Genomic DNA, 18,360 nt, shown 5'->3' with positions numbered 1-18,360 from the left:
AGCATCGACGGCCACCCATTCGCCTTCCTGGTTGTAACACGTTCTAGTCTGAGGGTCCAGCGACCGATCGCCCAGACGCAGCAGGACGGGTCGTATGGTGGGCATACCGAATTGGAAGTCACGTTCTAGGAGGTTGTCGTGCGGGTGATAGTCGACCACGACCGGTGTGAGGGCAACGCGGTGTGCTTGGGAATCGCGCCGGATATCTTCGACCTCGATGATGACGACTACGCAGTGGTGAAGACCGACCCGATTCCGGCCGATCTGGAGGCTGCGGCCGAGCAGGCGATCGCCGAATGCCCGCGAGCCGCCCTGACGCGCGAAGACTAGAGGTATTCATAACCGCCGGCGACGATGCAGAGCTCCGGCGATGAGGAGGAGCGGCGTACCTAGATGAGTAACAGCACAAATTCGGCCGACCTGTCCGGAAAGGTCGCGGTGGTGACCGGGGCGGCCGCGGGATTGGGCCGCGCCGAAGCGATCGGCTTGGCCCGCGCGGGCGCAACCGTCGTCGTCAACGACATTGCCGCCGCGTTGGATGCTTCTGACGTCATCGACGAGATCAGCTCCGCCGGCTCCAAGGCGGTCGCGGTCGCCGGTGATATCAGCCGACGCGACACCGCCGACGAGTTGATCAGCACCGCCGACGGGCTCGGCGGCCTGAGCATCGTGGTCAACAACGCCGGGATCACCCGCGACCGGATGCTGTTCAACATGTCCGACGAGGAGTGGGACGCCGTGATCGCCGTGCACCTGCGCGGCCACTTCCTACTGACCCGCAATGCCGCGACGTACTGGCGGTCCAAGGCCAAAGACGCCGGTGGATCGGTCTATGGCCGCATCATCAACACCTCGTCGGAGGCTGGGCTGGTGGGTCCGGTCGGGCAGGCCAACTACGGCGCCGCCAAGGCGGGCATCATCTCGCTCACCTTGACCGCGGCGCGGGGTCTGGGTCGCTACGGGGTGTGCGCCAACGCGATCGCGCCGCGGGCCCGGACCGCGATGACGGCCGACGTGTTCGGCGATGCGCCGGAGGTCGACGCCGGGGGGATCGACCCGCTCTCGCCCGAGCATGTCGTCACGTTGGTGCGCTTTCTGGCGTCGCCGGCGGCCAAGGACGTCAACGGCCAGGTTTTCATCGTGTACGGCCCGCAGGTGACGCTGATGGCGGCTCCTACGGTCGAGCACCGATTCCAGGCGGACGCGCAGGCCTGGGACGCCGACAAGCTCAGCGGCGCGCTCGGAGATTACTTTGCTGATCGCGATCCGACACGCACGTTTGCAGCTACCGGTTTGGTGGACTGACAGCCTGGTTCGGACCAGGCTCGATGGCGTTACTACGTAACTAGAACACGTTTCAGCATGACCTGGGTCACAATGGCCCTGACCAGCTGAAACTATTAACTTTTGTCTAATTTTGCCGTTCTTTGACACTCCGAACTTGTTCTAGTTACGATTGGCCGGCTCACGCGGACCGCCGCCGGCTCAGAAACACGCCAGGGTGGTGCCCACCGGGGACGCAGTGGCATCGCTGGCGAACTTGCAGACACCCGCGCGAGAGGGGAACCAGGTTGATCGAACAGCTCGCGGTGCCGGCACGGGCCGTGGGCGGTTTCGTCGAGATGTCCCTGGACACGTTTCGCAAGACATTCCAGCGCCCCTTTCAGTTCCGCGAGTTCCTCGACCAGACCTGGATGATCGCCCGGGTATCACTGGTTCCCACGTTGTTGGTGGCGATTCCGTTCACGGTTCTGGTGGCGTTCACGCTCAACATCCTGCTGCGCGAGATCGGCGCCGCCGACCTGTCCGGGGCCGGTACCGCGTTCGGCACGATCACCCAGCTCGGACCCGTCGTCACCGTGCTCGTGGTGGCCGGGGCGGGCGCGACCGCCATCTGCGCCGACCTGGGTGCGCGCACCATCCGCGAGGAGATCGACGCCATGCGGGTCTTGGGCATCGACCCGATCCAGCGTCTGGTGGTGCCCCGGGTGCTGGCGTCGACATTTGTCGCGCTGCTGCTCAACGGACTGGTGTCAGCGATCGGCATCGCCGGGGGCTACGTCTTCTCCGTCCTGTTGCAGGGCGTCAACCCGGGGGCGTTCGTCAGCGGCCTGACCGTGCTCACCCATCTCGGCGAGCTGATTCTCTCCGAGGTCAAGGCACTGCTGTTCGGTGTGGTGGCCGGCCTGGTCGGTTGCTACCGCGGGCTGACAGTCAAAGGGGGGCCGAAAGGCGTCGGTGTCGCCGTCAACGAGACGGTGGTGTATGCCTTCATCTGCTTGTTCGTCATCAACGTGATCATGACGGCGATCGGCGTTCGAGTGCTGGCCCGGTGAACGGATGAGTTACGACGCCTCGCTGCGGATCCGCCGCTTGTTCTCCCGGTTCGGCGGGCCGGTCGACTCCTTCGGCGAGCAGGCGCTGTTCTACGGCGAGTCGATGCGCTACATCCCGAATGCGATCACCCGCTATCGGAAAGAGACGATTCGCCTGATCGCCGAAATGACCATGGGCACAGGCGCATTGGTACTCATCGGCGGCACGGTCGGTGTCGCCGCGTTCTTGACGTTGGCGTCCGGCGGCGTCATCGCGGTCCAGGGCTACGAGTCGCTGGGCAACATCGGCATCGAGGCGTTGACCGGGTTCCTGTCGGCGTTTCTCAACGTGCGCATCGTCGCGCCCGTCGTCGCCGGTATTGCGTTGGCCGCCACGATCGGCGCAGGCACCACCGCCCAATTGGGCGCGATGCGGGTCGCCGAGGAGATCGACGCGATCGAGTCGATGGCGGTGCACTCGGTGTCCTACCTGGTGTCCACCCGGCTGATCGCGGGGCTGATCGCGATCGTTCCGCTGTACTCGCTGGCGGTGCTGGCCTCGTTTTTCGCGGCCCGCTTCACCACCGTGTTCATCAACGGGCAGTCGGCCGGTCTGTACGACCACTACTTCGGCACGTTCCTGATCCCCACTGATCTGTTGTGGTCGTTCCTGCAGGCCATCGTGATGTCGATCGGGGTGATGCTGATCCATACGTACTACGGCTACAACGCTTCTGGCGGTCCGGTGGGGGTCGGTCTGGCGGTAGGTCAGGCGGTCCGCACGTCGCTGATCGTCGTGGTCGTCATCACTTTGTTCATCTCACTGGCTGTCTACGGCGCATCCGGTAATTTCAACCTCTCCGGGTAACGGGGGCCGGGCGGCGATGCAGAGCCCGGCGAGTTAGGAAAGGGGGACGGTGGCGAGCACCGGCGCACGACGCACTCACGTCAGGCTGGCAGCGGCGCTGCTGGCCTCTCTGTTGCTGGCGTTCGCGGCGCTGACCTACCTGTCCTACACCGCGGCGTTCTCCTCCTTCGACACCGTCACTGTCACCGCACCCCGCGCCGGCCTGGTCATGGACCGTGGCGGCAAGGTCAAATATCGCGGCATCCAGATCGGCACGGTCAACAACATCAGCTACGCCGACGACCAGGCGCAGTTGACTCTGGCCATCGACTCCGGCCAACTGAAGTACATCCCGGCCAATGCGCCGGTGCACATCGCCAGCAACACTATTTTTGGCGCCAAGTCGGTGGAGTTCGTCCCACCCACCTCGCCGCTGGCGAACACGCTGCGCCCGGGCGCACACGTTGCGGCGTCAGCGGTCTCGCTGGAAGTCAACACCTTGTTCCAGTCGCTGATCGATTTGCTACACAAGATCGACCCCGTCGAGCTGAACGGCACACTTGGTGCTGTCGCCGAAGGCTTCCGTGGACACGGTAATGATCTCGGCGCATTGCTTGCCGGGCTGAATACCCTTGCGCAGCAGACCAACCCGAAACTCCCGACCCTCCAACAGGACTTTCGGAAGACGGCTGCGGTCGCCAACATCTACTCCGATGCGGCGCCCGATCTCGTCTCGGTGTTCAACAACACGCCGACGATCGCCCGGACGGTCGTCGATCAGCAGACCAATCTGAACACCACCCTGCTTTCGGCGATCGGGTTGTCCAACAACGCATATGACACGCTTGCACCAGCCGAGCAGGATTTGATCGCCGCTCTGCAACGGCTGCGCGCGCCGCTCAAGCTCGCCGGTGACTACTCGCCGGAATTCGGCTGCCTGTTCGCCGGAATCGAGCGTGGCATCGAAGAATTCGCGCCCCTGATCGGTGTGCGCAAGGCGGGACTGTTCACGTCGTCGAGCTTCATCCTGGGTGCGCCGTCGTACACCTATCCGGAAAGCCTGCCGGTCGTCAACGCGACGGGTGGGCCGAACTGCCGTGGCCTGCCTGACATCCCGACCAAGCAGAGCGGCGGGTCCTTCTTCCGGTCACCGTTCCTGGTGACCGACAACGCCAACATTCCCTACGAGCCGTTCACCGAGATGCAGGTCGACGCGCCTTCGACGCTGCAGTGGTTGTTCCACGGCGCGTTCGCGGAACGGGACGACCGCTGATGGACGGTAGGGAATCGCAGCGCTCGATGCTGATCAAGGTCGGCATCTTCACCGTGACCATGCTCTTGGTGGCGGTCGGCCTGGTGGTGATCTTCGGTGAGTTCCGGTTCGGGCCGGAGAACACCTACCACGCCAACTTCACCGACGCGACGCGGTTGAAATCCGGCCAGAAAGTCCGCATCGCGGGGGTCCCGGTCGGCGCGGTCAAAGGGCTCAAGCTCAATCCCAACAACAGCGTCGACGTGACCTTCGGCGTGGACAAGCGCTACACGCTGTACACCTCGACGCGCGCGCTTATCCGCTACGACAACCTGGTCGGTGACCGGTTTCTCGAAATCACCGCCGGCCCTGGGGAATTACGCAGGTTGCGGCCGGGAGGGACGATCGACCAGCAGCACACCCAGCCGGCGCTGGACCTCGACGCGCTGCTCGGCGGCCTACGTCCGGTGCTCAAGGGCTTGGACGCCGACAAGATCAACACGGTCAGCAGCTACGTCATCCAGCTGCTGCAGGGCCAGGGCGGGGCACTGTCGAATCTGCTGGCCGACACCAACACCTTCGGATCGACGCTGGGTGCCCGCGACCAAGTGATCGGCGACGTGATCACCAACCTCAACACGGTGCTGGGCACCGTCGACGCCAAGGGCGCGCAGTTCTCGGCCAGCGTCGACGAGCTGCAGAAACTGATCACCGGGCTGGCGCAGGGCCGAGACGCGATCGCCGGCGCCATTCCGCCGCTGGCCTCGGCGACAACGGATCTGACCCAGTTCCTGAAGCAGGGACGACGGCCGCTGCAGGGCGTCATCGAGAACACCCGACCGATCGCCACCGAGACCCAGGATCGAATAGGCGAGGTGGACAACGACGTCGAGCAACTCGGCGAGGACTACCTCCGGCTGTCCGCGCTCGGGGCATATGGGGCTTACTTCAACATCTACTTCTGCACCGTCACGCTCAAGATCAACGGACCGGCCGGTAGCGACATTTCGATCCCGTTCGGCGGTCAGGCCGATCCCAGCAAGGGGAGGTGCGCTTTTGCCAAGTAACGCCGGCTCCAGACAAGAACGGGACCCGCTGCGCACGGGCATCTTCGGCGTGGTTCTCGTGGTGTGCGTCATTTTGGTCGCGTTCGGGTACAGCAAGTTGCCGTTCTGGCCCCAGGGCCGGGGTTACACCGCGTACTTCAGCGACGCGGGCGGCATCAATCCTGGAAACGACGTTTTCGTCTCGGGTATCAAGGTCGGTAAGGTGCAGTCGGTCAGCCTGGCCGGCGACACCGCCAGGGTCGACTTCACCGTGGACCGTCACGTGCACGTCGGCAACCAATCGCTGGCAGCGATCCGGACCGAAACCATCCTGGGGCAGCGCTCGGTCGGCGTGACGCCGGCCGGCAGCGGGATGGCCACGACGATTCCGCTGAACCGGACGACCACGCCGTACGCCTTAGGCTCCGCGCTGGAGGACCTGGGCGACAACGCCGGCAACTTGGACAAGCCCCAATTCGAGAAGTCGCTGAAGGTCCTTACCGACGCACTGCACGACGCCACGCCGCAACTGCGCGGCGCGCTGGACGGCGTCACGTCGCTGTCGCGGACGCTGAACAAACGTGACCAGGCATTGGAAAGCCTTCTGGCGCACGCTAAGTCGGTGACTGCGGTGCTGGCGCAGCGAGCCGGACAGGTCAACAGGCTGGTCGTGGACGGCAGCCAACTGTTTGCCGCGCTCGACGCGCGGCGTGCCGCGCTGGCCGAGCTGATCGCCGGCATCGACGATGTGTCCGCACAGCTTTCGGGTTTCGTGGCCGACAACCGCAGAGAATTCGGGCCGTCGCTGAACAAGCTGAATTCTGTGCTGGACAACCTAAACGAGCGTCGCGATTACATCAGCGAAGCGCTGAAACGGCTGCCACCGTACGCGACCACGCTCGGTGAGGTCGTCGGATCAGGCCCTGGCTTCAACGTGAACGTCTACGGGCTACTGCCGTCACCGCTGGTCGCGACGATGTTCGATGCAGTGTTCCAGCCCGGCAAGCTGCCGGCGAGTTTCGCGGACTACCTGCGCGGGATGGTCCAGGAACGCTGGCGGATAAGGCCGCAGGCGCCATGAAACTTTTCTCGGCCCTCAGGCAGCGCCACCGCAGCGTGCGGCGAGCGCTGGTCGTACTGCTCGCCCTATTGCTCGCGGTGGGTGCCTATCTGGTCTGGCCGGGCAACGGCGGCAACAAGATCGTTGCTTATTTCACCTCAGCGGTCGGGCTGTATCCCGGCGACCAGATCCGGATCGTCGGCGTACCGGTCGGCAAGATCGCGTCGATCGAGCCCCGCGCAACCGACGTCAAAATCACCATGGCGGTGGACGACGGGGTCAAGGTTCCGCAGGGTGCACGCGCGGTCATCATGTCGCCCAATCTCGTTGCGGCGCGGTTCATCCAGCTCACGCCCGCCTACACCCACGGGCCGGCGATGCCGGACGGGGCGACGATCGACTTGGCGCACACCGCGGTGCCGGTCGAGTGGGATGAGGTCAAAGCATCGCTGACGGATCTGGCCAAACAGCTGAGCCCCGCCGCCGGGCAGCTGCAAGGACCGTTGGGCACACTGATCAACCAGGCCGCCGACACGTTCGACGGCAACGGCGACTCGTTCCACAGCGCGCTGCGTGAGTTGTCGCAAGTTGCCGGCCGTCTCGGTGATTCCCGCACCGATGTCTTCGGCACGGTGAAGAACCTCGGGGTGCTGGTCGACGCGCTGTCGAAGAGCAACGAGCAGATCGTCTCATTCGCCGGCCACGTGGCGTCGGTCTCGCAGGTCCTCGCCAACAGCTCTACCCACCTCGACCAGACTCTCGCGACCCTGAACCAGGCGCTTGTGGACGTCAGAGGTTTCCTGCAACAGAACAACTCCACACTGATCGGGACCGTCGACAAGCTGAATGATCTGACCAAGGTATTGAGCGATCAGAGCGAAGACATCGAGCAGGTGCTCCATGTCGCCGGACCCGGTATCGCCAACTTCTACAACATCTACGACCCGGCCCAGGGCACGCTGAATGGTTTGCTCTCGATTCCTGAGTTCTCCAACCCTGTTCAGTTCATCTGCGGCGGTTCCTTCGACACCGCGGCCGGGCTGTCCGCGCCGGAGTATTACAAGCGTGCCGAAATCTGCCGGGAACGACTGGCTCCGCCGCTGCGCCGGTTGACGTTCAACTATCCGCCGATCATGTTCCACCCGCTCAACACGATTACCGCCTACAAGGGTCAGATCATCTACGACACCCCGGCCACTCAGGCCAAGGCGCAGACACCGATTCCAGATCTGAAATGGATCCCGGCGCCCGGTGTGCATCCGCCCAACCCGACGGATCTGCAGGCACTGTTGATGCCGCCGGCCCCGGGTGCGGGTCCCACCCCCGCCGCACCTGCCCCGGCGTCGGGTCAGTTCGGTCCGCTGCCCGGGCCTGCCCCGGCCGCCCCGGGACCCTTACCCGCCGAGCAAGGGGCGGGCCGATGAAGCGGATCTTGTTGCGTGGCAGTGTGTTAGCGGCGGGGAGTGCTCTGCTGGCGGGATGTCAGTTCGGTGGATTGAACTCAGTTGCGCTGCCCGGGACTGCAGGACACGGCCCAGGCTCCTACTCGATCACCGTCGACCTGGCTGACGTGGCAACGCTGCCGCAGAATTCGCCGGTGATGGTCGACGATGTCACTGTCGGCAGCGTGTCCGGGATCGACGCCGTGCAGCGTCCGGACGGAAGTTTCTTCGCCGCAGTCAAACTCGCGGTGGACCGCAACGTGGTGCTGCCGGCGAACTCGACGGCCAATGTCGCGCAGACCTCGCTGCTGGGTTCGCAGCATGTCGAACTCGCCGCACCGAAGAACGAACCGGCGGTGGGCAAGCTGGTCAACGGCTCGACCATCCAGGAATCTCGTACCAAGCGCTATCCCACCACCGAAGAGGTGCTTTCCGCGCTCGGCGTCGTGGTGAATAAGGGTAATCTCGCGGCGCTGCAAGACATCACTGACGAGACATACAAGGCGGTCGCCGGCAGAGAAAGCCAATTCGTCGATCTGGTGCCGCGGCTCGCTCAGTTGACGGCCGGGCTGAACAACCAAGTCAACGACATCATCGCAGCCATCGAAGGATTGGACCGGTTCTCGGCCATCCTGGCCGGCAATAAAGACAGCCTCGGGCGAACCTTGGATTCGCTGCCCGGTGCGCTGATCGTGCTCAACAAGAACCGGGACAAAATTGTCGAGGCGTTTGCCGCGCTGAAGAAGGTGGCGACCGTTGCCGCCCATGTCCTTTCGCAAACCAAAGTGGATTTCGCCGAAGATCTCAAAAGCCTCTACTCGGCGACCAAGGCGCTGGCCGACAATCGGAAGAACTTCGTGACGTCACTGCAGTTGTTGCCGACGTTCCCGTTTCCGAACTTCGGGATCAAGCAGGCGGTGCGTGGTGACTACCTGAACGTCTTCACCACGTTCGACCTGACGGTCCGCCGGCTCGGCGAGACGATCTTCACCACGTCGTGGCCGCTGGACCCGAACATGCAGCACATGCCCGACGTCTTGAACCCGCCGGACTTCCTCATCGGCGAGATGGCCAATCTGTCCGGGCAGGCTGCCGACCCGTTCAAGATCCCTCCGGGCGCACCGGCAGGACAACACTGATGCTTGATCGTCTGACCAAAATGCAACTGGCTATCTTCGGGGTGGTCACGGTGATCACCGTCGCGGTGATGGCGATCTTCTATCTGCGGTTGCCCGCTGCGCTGGGCATTGGGACCTACTCGGTGACAGCGGATTTCGTCGCCGGCGGCGGTCTGTACAAGAATGCCAACGTCACCTACCGCGGAGTCGCGGTCGGACGGGTCGAGTCGGTAGGCCTGAATCAGCACGGTGTCGATGCGGTCATGCGACTGAACAGCGGCACCAGCGTCCCGTCGAACGTCACCGCGTCGGTGAAGAGCGTGTCTGCAATCGGCGAGCAGTATATCGACCTGGTGCCACCCGCGCGTCCCGCAGACACCAAGCTGCACAACGGGTCTCGCATCGCACGAGACAACACGGTGATCGGTGTGGAAGTTGCGACCTTGCTGCACCAATCGGAGACGCTGGTCAACAGCGTCGCCGATACCCGACTGCGGGAGCTCTTACACGAGACCTTCACCGCGTTCAACGGAACCGGTCCGCAGCTGGCCAGGTTGATCGAGTCGGCCCGTCTGTTGGTCGACGAAGCCAACGCCAACTTCCCGCAGACATCGCAACTGATCGATCAGCTCGGGCCCTTCCTGCAGGCCCAAATCCGTTCCGGCGACAGCATCAAGGCGCTCTCCAACGGGCTGGCGCGGTTCACTTCCGAAGTGCGCAACGCCGACCCGCAGCTGCGGACGACCTTGGACGTCGTGCCGGGGGCAGTGGACCAGGCGAACACGGCTTTCTCCGGCATTCGCCCGTCGTTCCCGATCCTCGCGGCCAGCCTGGCCAACCTCGGCCGGGTCGGCGTGATCTATCACAAGTCGATCGAGCAACTCCTCGTCGTGCTGCCCGCGTTGTTCGCCGCCATCACCACCGCGGCGGGCGGTGAGCCTCAGGACGAGGGCGCCAAGCTCGACTTCAAGATCAACATCGACCCGCCGCCGTGCAACACCGGCTTCATCCCGCCGCCGTTGATCCGGACACCCGCCGACGAGACGGTGCGGGAGATCCCGACGGACATGTATTGCAAGACGGCGCAGAACGATCCGTCGACTGTGCGCGGCGCGCGTAACTACCCGTGCCAAGAGTTTCCGGGTAAGCGGGCGCCGACGGTTGCGCTCTGCCGTGATCCGCGCGGCTACGTGCCGACCGGCACCAATCCCTGGCGCGGTCCGCCGATCCCGTACGACACCCCGGTGACCAACGGGCTGAACATCCTGCCGCCCAACAAGTTCCCCTATATCCCACCGCGCAATGACCCCGACCCGGGTACAGCGATCGCGGGGCCGCTCCCGCCGGGTGTGGTCGCCGGGCCCGGTCCGGCCCCAAACCAGCCTTTCCCGGTGCAACCGCCACCCAACACCGGTGGCACCGACGGGAGGCAGGCGTGGATCCCGCCGTCGCCTTACCCGCCGCAGAACCCGGCGATACCCTTCCCCAAGGCGGTTCCGGCGCCGCCACCGCCCGAAGGGTTGTCACCTCCGGCGCCGTACCCGCCGCCGGAGAAGCCGTGGGGACCGCCGCCCGGCCCGGCGCCGCAGGCCAACGGCGCGGCGTACACCACCTACGACCAGAGCACCGGCGCTTTCCAGGACCCCGATGGAACCACTGGTATCTTCGCGCCCGGCAGAGTGTCGAGTGCGGAGAATTGGGTGGACCTGATGCGTGACCCGAGGCAGTTGTGACAGAAGCAGAGCCTGTGACCCGGCCCGCGCGACGACGGGCTTCGCGGGCCGCTGGGCCCACCGGTAGTGAGGTTGCGACTACGACCGTCGAGGTCGCCACGTCGGCATCGTCGGTCAAACGGCAGAACACCCCGGTCGGGCCGCCACCGCGTCGGCCCGCCCACCGCGTGCGGGTGGGTTGGCTCGCGCTCGCCTTTGGAGTGATCGGGATCGCCGCGCTGGCAAGCGGTTTGACATTCGAGCTGATCCAGCAGCGCCACGCCGATGCCACCCAGGCGCGCCAGCAGCGCTTCATCGACACTGCCACCCAGACGGTGGTCAACATGTTCAGCTATACCCAGGACACCATCGACCAGAGCGTCGGGCGAATGGTGGACGGCACCAGTGGGCCGCTGCGAGGCATGCTCAGCGCCAACAACAACGTCGAGAACATCAAAGCGATTTTCCGCCATACCAATTCCAGCTCGGAGGCGGTCGTCAACGGCGCCGCCTTGGAGGGCGTCGACGACGTCACCGACAATGCGTCGGTGCTGGTGTCGCTGCGGGTGACCGCGACCGACATGGAAGGCGTGAACAAGCCGTCGGTTCCGTTTCGGATGCGCGTCATCGTGCACGAGGACGACACCGGTCGGATGACCGGCTATGACCTGAAGTACCCGGACGGGGGCAACTGATGCGGTGGTTGATCGCCGCCGTCGTCAGCCTGCTGATTACCACGTTCGTCGGGTTGGCGGCCGCCAGCGGCTGGTTCTACTGGGATCGCGTCGAGACCCGTGGCGAGCAGGCGGCCCGCGCGACGCTGCCGAAGCTGGCCAAGGACGAGATACCCCGGGTTTTCGCCTATGACTTCCAGACCGTCGAGCGAAGCCTTTCCGACGCATTCCCGTTGCTGACGCCGTCCTATCGTCGAGAGTTCGAGCGAAGTGTCAACGCGCAGATCATCCCTGAGGCCAAGAAGCGGGAAGTGGTCGTGCAGGCCAACGTCGTCGGCGTGGGAGTTATGGCCGCCAAACGTGATTCGGCTTCGGTGATGGTCTACATGAACCGCACCGTGACGGACAAGTCGAAGCAACCGGTCTATGACGGCAGCAGGCTGCGGGTCGACTACCAGCAGATCGGCGGCAAGTGGCTGATCAACTTCATCACGCCGATCTGAGCCGTTCGTAGCTCAGCGACACTGTCCGATCTCGTTGCAGTTCAACGGGTAACGCTCGACCGGGTTGGGCAGCGGCGCCTGAAATGCCAGTGTGAACGGCGTTTTGGTCATCCCGGGCTGTAACCCGCAGACATCGCCGTGGACGCTGGTGTGCGTGCCGGCCAGCGAAACGTCATCGAACGCATACGTTTCCATCGTGGCCGCGGTGCTGCCATCCGGACACATCATGCCCTCAGGTTTCGGCACCTGAAAGGTCCACAGGTCACTGGTCAAGCGGGCCCTACCGCTGTAATTCGCCTGCCGCTCGGACCGGCTGGCCAGGCTCGGGGTGGTGCTCACGACGTTCAGCGCACACAGGTCCGCCGCGACGACCGGATCGGTGAAATCGGGGATCGCCCGCTGCCGTGACGGCGCATCGCAGAGCGCGTAGATCTTCCATGTGCCCGCCGGCGCACCCGCTTCGCTGAAGTTGTACAGACCATCCGGTGGCGGCCCCAACGCTTTGGCGGGGCCTGCGGTGGCGACGGCCGCGAGCGTCACGACGGCGGCGGCGGTCAGGCCGCGGGAGATGATCACCTTCGCGCTCCCTTCCGGACGGGTGCATCGAGTATCGCAGTGTGCCCGTAAGGGCACCACGGATTCAGCTGTTTGACGGCCGTCCCTCGGTCAGCGCATCGAGGAAGGACCGGGCCCACCGGTCGACATCGTGGACCAGTACCTGCCGTCGCAGCGCCCGCATCCGGCGCCGCCCCTCCTCAGGCGACTGGTTGAGCGCCGCTTCGATACCGGCTTTGACGCCTTCGGTGTCATGCGGATTGACCTGGTAGGCCTGTTGGAGTTCGGCTGCGGCGCCGGTGAATTCGCTGAGCACCAGTGCCCCGCCGAGATCGCTGCGGCACGCGACGTACTCCTTGGCCACCAGGTTCATCCCGTCGCGCAGCGGGGTGACCAGCATGACGTCGCTGGCGACGAAGAACGCGATCAGCTCGTCGCGCGGAATGGGGCGGTGCAGATAATGCACCACCGGATGGCCGACCTCGGCGTACTCACCGTTGATGTGGCCGACCTGGCGTTCGATGTCCTCGCGCAGCTTCTGATAGCTGTCCACCCGCTCACGGCTGGGTGTGGCGAGTTGCACGAGCACAGTGTCGTCGCCTTTGACACGGCCCTCGGCGAGCAGCTCGGCGAACGCCTTGAGTCGCACATCGATGCCTTTGGTGTAGTCCAGCCGGTCGACGCCGAGCATGATTTTGCGGGGGTTGCCGACCTCGGCCCGGATCTCCTTGGCCCGCCGTCGGATGCTTCGATCCCGGCCCTTCTGGTCGAGCTCAGCCGAATCGATCGAGATGGGGAACGCGCCCACCCGAACGGTCCGGTCGTCGAGGTCCACATGACCGGGTCGGGACCGCACCCCCACCGACGCGCGGGAGGTGGGCGCGCCGAGCAAGCGTCTCGCCAGGATGAGGAAGTTCTGTGCGCCGCCGGCCAAGTGGAACCCCACCAGGTCTGCGCCGAGCAGGCCCTCGACGATCTCGGAGCGCCACGGGAGTTGCATGAACAGTTCGACGGGCGGGAAGGGGATGTGCAGAAAAAACCCGATCGTCAGATCGGGTCGCAGTTCGCGCAGCATTTTCGGGACCAGCTGAAGCTGGTAGTCCTGCACCCAGACGACCGCGCCGGTGGCGGCGGCGCGTGCCGCGGCCTTGGCGAACCGGCGGTTGACCGCGACGTAGCGGTCCCACCACTCCCGGTGATAGAGCGGTTTGACGATGACGTCGTGATAGAGCGGCCAGAGCGTGGCGTTCGAGAAGCCCTCGTAGTACTCCTCGACGTCGTCGGATGACAGACGGACGGGGTGCAGCCGAAGCTCCTCGAGCAGGATCGGTTCGTCCTCGGCGTCGACGTCGTCGTCGTCGACGCCGCCCGACCAGCCGATCCAGGCGCCGTGCCTGCGACGCAAGATTGGTTCTAGCGCGGTGACCAGGCCGCCCGGGCTGCGCTTCCAGGTGGTGGTGCCGTCGGGCAATCGTTCCAAGTCGACCGGCAGCCGATTAGCCACCACCACGAAGTCGGATTCCCCGTTGACAGTCTTCTTCGGCGAACTTCGCCCCCCTTGGCCTGCCGCGCGGGGCACCTACACCTCGATCTTCGCCGGCCCGATGCCAAGCATCGACAAGAAGATGCGGCATTCGTCGGCGTCGGTCGCGTAGGCCGCTACTACGCGCCTGGCCTGGCTGGCCGTGTCGTCGGCCAGAGGCTCGACGTCGTCGATTTCATGGGTCTCAGATTTGGCGGGCATGACATAACTGTAGGCGAAGTGCGTAAACAGCCGCATCGGGTGCCACAACCCGCCGGTAGAGGCGTTACGGCGTGGTCGTAATGTGTAAGCACTCGCCCGACGAGAAGCCGGGTAGTGAGACACAACTCCAGCGAGCGAGGTGGCCGATGGCAGTCCCGGTTGAGGCGAAGTCCGATGAGTTGGTGGCCTACGAGACGCTCGACGAGGGCCGGGTTGCCCGGATCTGGCTGAACCGGCCCGAGGCCCACAACGCGCAGAGTCGCGGCCTGCTGGTCCAACTCGACGAGGCCTTCCTGAGGGCCGAGGCCGACGACACCGTGCGGGTGGTGATCCTGGCAGCGCGCGGCAAGAACTTCTCCGCCGGGCACGACCTGGGTTCGGAGTTGGCCCTGGCCGAACGTGCACCCGGACCCGACCAGCTCCCGAGCTTCCGGATCAACGGCGCCAACCGCGATGCCGTCGCCGAAAAAACCTATCTGCAGGAGTGGCACTACTTCTTCCAGAACACCTGCCGCTGGCGTGATCTACGCAAGATCACCATCGCGCAGGTGCAGGGCAACGCGATCTCGGCGGGGCTGATGCTGATCTGGGCGTGCGACCTGATCGTCGCCGCCGACAACGCCAAGTTCAGTGACGTCGTAGGTGTGCGGATGGGCATGCCCGGCGTCGAATACTATGCCCACCCTTGGGAATTCGGCCCGCGCAAAGCCAAGGAGCTGCTGCTTACCGGCGACTACCTGGACGCCGACGAAGCTTACCGGCTCGGCATGGTCTCGAAAATCTTTCCGACCGAAGAATTGGCGGACAAGACTTTGGAGTTCGCCAAGCGCATCGCCGAGCGGCCCACCATGGCCGCGCTGCTGATCAAAGACTCGGTGAACGCGGCATCGGATGCGATGGGCTTCACCGAGGCGCTGCGGCACGCGTTCCACATCCACGAACTCGGCCACGCACACTGGGCGGCGCACAACGAGAATCGGTACCCGATCGGGCTGCCGCCCGACGTCGAGGATTGGCGCAACGCGAAGCCGTCGAAGCAGTCCCAGCGCGATACCCCGTGAGTTTGTAGCGACCTCTCCGCAGGTGGGCAGTGTTTGTGCCCGCCTCTGAGCGACAACTTGTCGCTTTAAGGCAGGCATATCGAGTTCGTCGACCTCCCGGCGTCTGCTATGACTAGAACCTGTTTCAGTTTCGGCCGCGAAGGAGCTGGCATGGAGCTTTCGTTCGAAGACCGGACCTATCTGGTTACCGGTGGTGGCAGCGGAATCGGCAAGGGGGTGGCCGCCGGCCTGGTCGCCTCGGGCGCCTCGGTGATGATCATCGGCCGTAATCCCGACCGGCTGGCCGCCGCCGTGGCCGAGATCGAGGCCGCCACGGGAAACGTCGGCGCGATCCGCTACGAGCCCGCGGACGTCACCAATGAAGACGAGGTCACCCATGCCGTCGATGCGGCGACGGCGTGGCACGGCCGATTGCACGGCGCGGTGCACTGTGCGGGCGGCTCGCTGACCGTCGGCCCGATCACTCATACCGATTCCGAGGCATGGCGACGCACCGTCGACCTGAACGTCAACGGCACCATGTACGTGCTCAAGCACGTCGCGCGCGAACTGGTCCGTGGCGGCGGCGGCTCGTTCATCGGCATCTCGTCGATCGCGGCCAGCAACACCCATCGCTGGTTCGGGCCGTACGGGGTCACCAAATCAGCCATCGACCACATGATGATGTTGGCCGCCGATGAGCTTGGCCCGTCGTGGGTGCGGGTGAACAGCATCCGGCCGGGCCTGATCCGCACCGATCTTGTCGACGCGAGCGTGATCCAGTCGCCGGAGATCAGCGGCGACTACGCACTCTGCACGCCGATCCCGCGGGTGGGTGAGGTCGAGGACGTGGCCAACCTCGCGATGTTCCTGTTGAGCGATGCCGCTACCTGGATCACCGGGCAGTGCATCAACGTCGACGGCGGTCATATCTTGCGCCGCGGCCCGGACTACTCCTCGATGATGGAGCAGATGTTCGGAGCCGACGCGCTGCGCGGCGTGGTCGGATAGCGATTCGACGTCCGCTCACTGAGATGGTGATCTTGCAGTCACGGACTAACGCGGAAGGCTAGCCTCGAGAACAATAAGGCCGGAGGACTCGATGGCTACAACATGGGACACAAGCGACCGCTACGTCGTGATCTCAACGGACACTCACGCCGGCGCCGACCTTCATGATTACCGGCAGTACCTACCTGCGCGTCTGCACGACGAGTTCGACGCCTGGGCGAAGACGTACGTCAGCCCGTTCGACGACCTGATCATCGCGACCGCAAGCCGGAACTGGGATCACAAGCTCCGAATCAGCGAGATGAACGCCGACGGCGTAGCGGGGGAAGTGTTGCTGCCCAACACCGTTCCCCCCTTCTTTCCGACTACTCCCAACATCACCATCAGCCTGCCCCGGACCCGCGACGAGTTCGAGAAGCGTTGGGCGGGCGTGCAAGCGCACAACCGCTGGCAGGTCGACTTCTGCTCGCTGGCACCGATGCGTCGCCGCGGTCTGATTCAGATCTTTCCCAACGACATCGAATTGGCGTTGCAGGAGATTCGCTGGGGTGCGGAGCAGCACTGCTTCGGCGGCGTGCTCCTCCCGCCGGTCTCACCCGGCGATCCGAACGTGGCGCCTCTGTTTCACACTCGCTACGAGCCGATTTGGGCGCTCTGCACGGAATTGGACCTGACGGTGGTCCAGCACGCGGGAGCAGGTAGCCCCGAGATGCCGATGGATCAGCCCGCATCTAACGCGGTGCTGATAACCGAAATGGCGTTGTGGGCACAACGCACGCTGGGACACCTGATCCTGGCCGGTGTCTTCGAGAGGCACCCGACACTGCGGTTCGTCCCTACCGAGCAGGGCACGCTATGGGTGCAATCGCAACTGGCCGTGCTCGACGCCATGGTGCCCACCATGAAGTCGGAGGCGGGTAACCGGACCTACGGGATGTTCGGCGGGTCGTCGGTCGATGCGCTGACGCTGACGCCGAGCGAATATGTCAGGCGCAATTGCTATTTGGCGAGCGAGCTGACGCCGTACGAGTCCGGGATGATCGATTTCATGGGGGCGGACCACATCATGTGGGGGAGCGACTACCCGCACGAGGAGGGCTTCACGCCTCACTCGACGCTCGCGATCCGTTGGGCGCTCCACGACAAGTCGGAGAATGTCTGCCGAAAGATACTGGGCGGCAACGCCGGTCGGTTGTACCGATTCGACCTCGATGCACTGGCGGCCGTCGCTGCGGAGATCGGACCCACAGTCGCCGAGGTGCGCACTCCGCTCGAAGACACCGGCTATCGCGCCCCGGCCGCTTTCGCCTATCGCCCGTTCGAAGGCGGACTGGCGCTCAAGCGTCTTGCCCCGGCCCGCAGCTAGCCGGGGGATCCGCGGTCCTTCGGGTGGATGAACACGCCCTCGGCCTCGACAGTGACCCCGCGCGCATCGGCAAGGTGGCCGATGGCGAAGGTCTTGACCCCGTGCACCCGATCGACCCGGGCTTCCGCGCGCAGCGCACCGAGTGACGTGCCGCGAAGGTAGCGAATGCGAAGTGTGCCAGTGTATGCGGGCCGTCCCGGTTGGTGCGCTGTCGCGCCGAGAACATGGTCGAGCACCATTGCGCACACCCCGCCGTGCACGTGGCCGGGCGGCCCTTCGTAGGCCGCACCTAAAGTGAAGTCACTCCACACCAGACCGTCGGCTCCGTGGTTGATCGACAGGGGAGGGGCGATGGGATTGCGTACACCGATCATCACGTTGCCCCACGCCATTGGCCGGCCGCTGTCGGATTCCTGCACGCCGAAAGAATCCGGCATCGGTGCTGCACTCAATTCACCTGTAACAGCGTCGATTTTCGCTTGGGCTGCAGCGAGAGTTGCCGCATCGACTTGTGTTCTCACCGTGGCGTCGATGAGCCGGCGTACCGACTCCGCGAGTTGTCGAGACGCCGACTCCAGCGTCGCGAGTTCGTCGGTCATCGCACCTCCGTCGCAAATCGGGCGGACAACAGCGTCTATCGCCGAGCGCACACCCGGCAACGCCGTGTCCCGGCCA

At 64.8% G+C, this 18,360-nt stretch carries 19 protein-coding genes; 15 read left to right on the top strand and 4 right to left on the bottom strand.

Features of this window, described 5'->3' with window-relative positions; all coding sequences use genetic code 11:
- Positions 1–138 precede the first annotated feature (138 nt).
- The 12 genes from G6N27_RS13320 (at position 139) to G6N27_RS13265 (ending at position 11,969) form a co-directional block, all read left to right on the top strand.
- Positions 139–330 carry a ferredoxin gene (locus tag G6N27_RS13320; protein ID WP_163776750.1) on the top strand — a complete coding sequence of 64 codons (192 nt, stop codon included), beginning with the start codon at positions 139–141 and terminating at the stop codon, positions 328–330.
- Positions 331–393: 63 nt separating this feature from the next.
- Positions 394–1,305 (top strand): 3-oxoacyl-ACP reductase, encoded by a 912-nt coding sequence (locus G6N27_RS13315; protein ID WP_163776749.1) that lies wholly within the window; start codon positions 394–396, stop codon positions 1,303–1,305.
- Positions 1,306–1,571: 266 nt separating this feature from the next.
- The gene (locus G6N27_RS13310) at positions 1,572–2,336 is read left to right on the top strand and encodes an MlaE family ABC transporter permease (RefSeq protein WP_163776748.1); all 765 of its coding nucleotides are present in this window, start codon (positions 1,572–1,574) and stop codon (positions 2,334–2,336) included.
- A 4-nt stretch (positions 2,337–2,340) separates the two neighbouring features.
- Positions 2,341–3,183 carry an MlaE family ABC transporter permease gene (locus G6N27_RS13305; protein ID WP_163776747.1) on the top strand — a complete coding sequence of 281 codons (843 nt, stop codon included), beginning with the start codon at positions 2,341–2,343 and terminating at the stop codon, positions 3,181–3,183.
- 49 nt (positions 3,184–3,232) lie between these two features.
- Positions 3,233–4,435 carry an MCE family protein gene (locus G6N27_RS13300; protein WP_163776746.1) on the top strand — a complete coding sequence of 401 codons (1,203 nt, stop codon included), beginning with the start codon at positions 3,233–3,235 and terminating at the stop codon, positions 4,433–4,435.
- The gene (locus tag G6N27_RS13295) at positions 4,435–5,481 is read left to right on the top strand and encodes an MCE family protein (protein WP_163776745.1); all 1,047 of its coding nucleotides are present in this window, start codon (positions 4,435–4,437) and stop codon (positions 5,479–5,481) included. The genes G6N27_RS13300 and G6N27_RS13295 overlap by 1 nt, the downstream gene beginning before the upstream one ends.
- Positions 5,471–6,541: an MCE family protein gene (locus G6N27_RS13290; protein ID WP_163776744.1), complete on the top strand. Its 1,071-nt coding sequence runs from the start codon at positions 5,471–5,473 to the stop codon at positions 6,539–6,541. Before G6N27_RS13295 ends, G6N27_RS13290 begins: the two co-directional genes overlap by 11 nt.
- Complete coding sequence (locus tag G6N27_RS13285) at positions 6,538–7,944, top strand: virulence factor Mce family protein (RefSeq protein WP_163776743.1); 1,407 nt, start codon at positions 6,538–6,540, stop codon at positions 7,942–7,944. Before G6N27_RS13290 ends, G6N27_RS13285 begins: the two co-directional genes overlap by 4 nt.
- Positions 7,941–9,101, top strand: coding sequence for an MCE family protein (locus tag G6N27_RS13280; protein WP_163776742.1), 1,161 nt, complete (start codon positions 7,941–7,943; stop codon positions 9,099–9,101). The genes G6N27_RS13285 and G6N27_RS13280 overlap by 4 nt, the downstream gene beginning before the upstream one ends.
- A complete protein-coding gene (locus G6N27_RS13275; RefSeq protein ID WP_163776741.1) occupies positions 9,101–10,813 on the top strand; it encodes a virulence factor Mce family protein in 1,713 nt (570 codons plus the stop codon). Before G6N27_RS13280 ends, G6N27_RS13275 begins: the two co-directional genes overlap by 1 nt.
- A gap of 14 nt (positions 10,814–10,827) precedes the next feature.
- Positions 10,828–11,487 carry a mammalian cell entry protein gene (locus G6N27_RS13270; RefSeq protein ID WP_232064575.1) on the top strand — a complete coding sequence of 220 codons (660 nt, stop codon included), beginning with the start codon at positions 10,828–10,830 and terminating at the stop codon, positions 11,485–11,487.
- Positions 11,487–11,969, top strand: coding sequence for a mammalian cell entry protein (locus G6N27_RS13265; RefSeq protein ID WP_163776739.1), 483 nt, complete (start codon positions 11,487–11,489; stop codon positions 11,967–11,969). Before G6N27_RS13270 ends, G6N27_RS13265 begins: the two co-directional genes overlap by 1 nt.
- Before the next feature lie 12 nt (positions 11,970–11,981).
- Here G6N27_RS13265 and G6N27_RS13260 read toward each other — a convergent pair whose 3' ends face one another.
- The 3 genes from G6N27_RS13260 to G6N27_RS13250 all read right to left on the bottom strand — a co-directional run bounded on the left by G6N27_RS13260 (position 11,982) and on the right by G6N27_RS13250 (position 14,268).
- Complete coding sequence (locus G6N27_RS13260; RefSeq protein WP_163776738.1) at positions 11,982–12,545, bottom strand: hypothetical protein; 564 nt, start codon at positions 12,543–12,545, stop codon at positions 11,982–11,984.
- Positions 12,546–12,609: 64 nt separating this feature from the next.
- Positions 12,610–14,103 (bottom strand): alpha,alpha-trehalose-phosphate synthase (UDP-forming), encoded by a 1,494-nt coding sequence (locus tag G6N27_RS13255; protein WP_163776737.1) that lies wholly within the window; start codon positions 14,101–14,103, stop codon positions 12,610–12,612.
- The gene (locus tag G6N27_RS13250; RefSeq protein WP_163776736.1) at positions 14,104–14,268 is read right to left on the bottom strand and encodes a hypothetical protein; all 165 of its coding nucleotides are present in this window, start codon (positions 14,266–14,268) and stop codon (positions 14,104–14,106) included. It lies immediately after the preceding gene.
- Between the two features lie 146 nt (positions 14,269–14,414).
- Between G6N27_RS13250 and G6N27_RS13245 the strand changes: the two genes are divergently transcribed.
- From G6N27_RS13245 to G6N27_RS13235, 3 genes are all read left to right on the top strand, one after another.
- Positions 14,415–15,329 carry an enoyl-CoA hydratase gene (locus tag G6N27_RS13245; protein WP_163776735.1) on the top strand — a complete coding sequence of 305 codons (915 nt, stop codon included), beginning with the start codon at positions 14,415–14,417 and terminating at the stop codon, positions 15,327–15,329.
- 150 nt (positions 15,330–15,479) lie between these two features.
- Positions 15,480–16,319: an SDR family oxidoreductase gene (locus tag G6N27_RS13240; RefSeq protein ID WP_163776734.1), complete on the top strand. Its 840-nt coding sequence runs from the start codon at positions 15,480–15,482 to the stop codon at positions 16,317–16,319.
- 91 nt (positions 16,320–16,410) lie between these two features.
- The gene (locus G6N27_RS13235) at positions 16,411–17,685 is read left to right on the top strand and encodes an amidohydrolase family protein (RefSeq protein ID WP_163776733.1); all 1,275 of its coding nucleotides are present in this window, start codon (positions 16,411–16,413) and stop codon (positions 17,683–17,685) included.
- On the opposite strand, the gene G6N27_RS13230 is transcribed toward G6N27_RS13235, so the two are convergent.
- The gene (locus tag G6N27_RS13230; RefSeq protein WP_163776732.1) at positions 17,682–18,284 is read right to left on the bottom strand and encodes a PaaI family thioesterase; all 603 of its coding nucleotides are present in this window, start codon (positions 18,282–18,284) and stop codon (positions 17,682–17,684) included. The genes G6N27_RS13235 and G6N27_RS13230 overlap by 4 nt on opposite strands.
- Between the last annotated feature and the right edge of the window lie 76 nt (positions 18,285–18,360).

It is taken from the genome of Mycobacterium cookii, assembly GCF_010727945.1.
Taxonomy (GTDB): domain Bacteria; phylum Actinomycetota; class Actinomycetes; order Mycobacteriales; family Mycobacteriaceae; genus Mycobacterium; species Mycobacterium cookii.
Note: the sequence above shows the minus strand (reverse complement) of the source record. Positions and strands in the feature narration are given on the sequence as shown.

What these genes read in the sequence shown, in the direction of transcription:
- G6N27_RS13240 (WP_163776734.1), top strand. Translation starts at nt 15,480, where the DNA reads ATGGAGCTTTCGTTCGAAGACCGGACCTATCTGGTTACCGGTGGTGGC.
- G6N27_RS13275 (WP_163776741.1), top strand. Translation starts at nt 9,101, where the DNA reads ATGCTTGATCGTCTGACCAAAATGCAACTGGCTATCTTCGGGGTGGTC.
- G6N27_RS13265 (WP_163776739.1), top strand. Translation starts at nt 11,487, where the DNA reads ATGCGGTGGTTGATCGCCGCCGTCGTCAGCCTGCTGATTACCACGTTC.
- G6N27_RS13235 (WP_163776733.1), top strand. Translation starts at nt 16,411, where the DNA reads ATGGCTACAACATGGGACACAAGCGACCGCTACGTCGTGATCTCAACG.
- G6N27_RS13295 (WP_163776745.1), top strand. Translation starts at nt 4,435, where the DNA reads ATGGACGGTAGGGAATCGCAGCGCTCGATGCTGATCAAGGTCGGCATC.
- G6N27_RS13250 (WP_163776736.1), bottom strand. Translation starts at nt 14,268, where the DNA reads ATGCCCGCCAAATCTGAGACCCATGAAATCGACGACGTCGAGCCTCTG.
- G6N27_RS13230 (WP_163776732.1), bottom strand. Translation starts at nt 18,284, where the DNA reads ATGACCGACGAACTCGCGACGCTGGAGTCGGCGTCTCGACAACTCGCG.
- G6N27_RS13315 (WP_163776749.1), top strand. Translation starts at nt 394, where the DNA reads ATGAGTAACAGCACAAATTCGGCCGACCTGTCCGGAAAGGTCGCGGTG.
- G6N27_RS13280 (WP_163776742.1), top strand. Translation starts at nt 7,941, where the DNA reads ATGAAGCGGATCTTGTTGCGTGGCAGTGTGTTAGCGGCGGGGAGTGCT.
- G6N27_RS13285 (WP_163776743.1), top strand. Translation starts at nt 6,538, where the DNA reads ATGAAACTTTTCTCGGCCCTCAGGCAGCGCCACCGCAGCGTGCGGCGA.
- G6N27_RS13245 (WP_163776735.1), top strand. Translation starts at nt 14,415, where the DNA reads ATGGCAGTCCCGGTTGAGGCGAAGTCCGATGAGTTGGTGGCCTACGAG.
- G6N27_RS13305 (WP_163776747.1), top strand. Translation starts at nt 2,341, where the DNA reads ATGAGTTACGACGCCTCGCTGCGGATCCGCCGCTTGTTCTCCCGGTTC.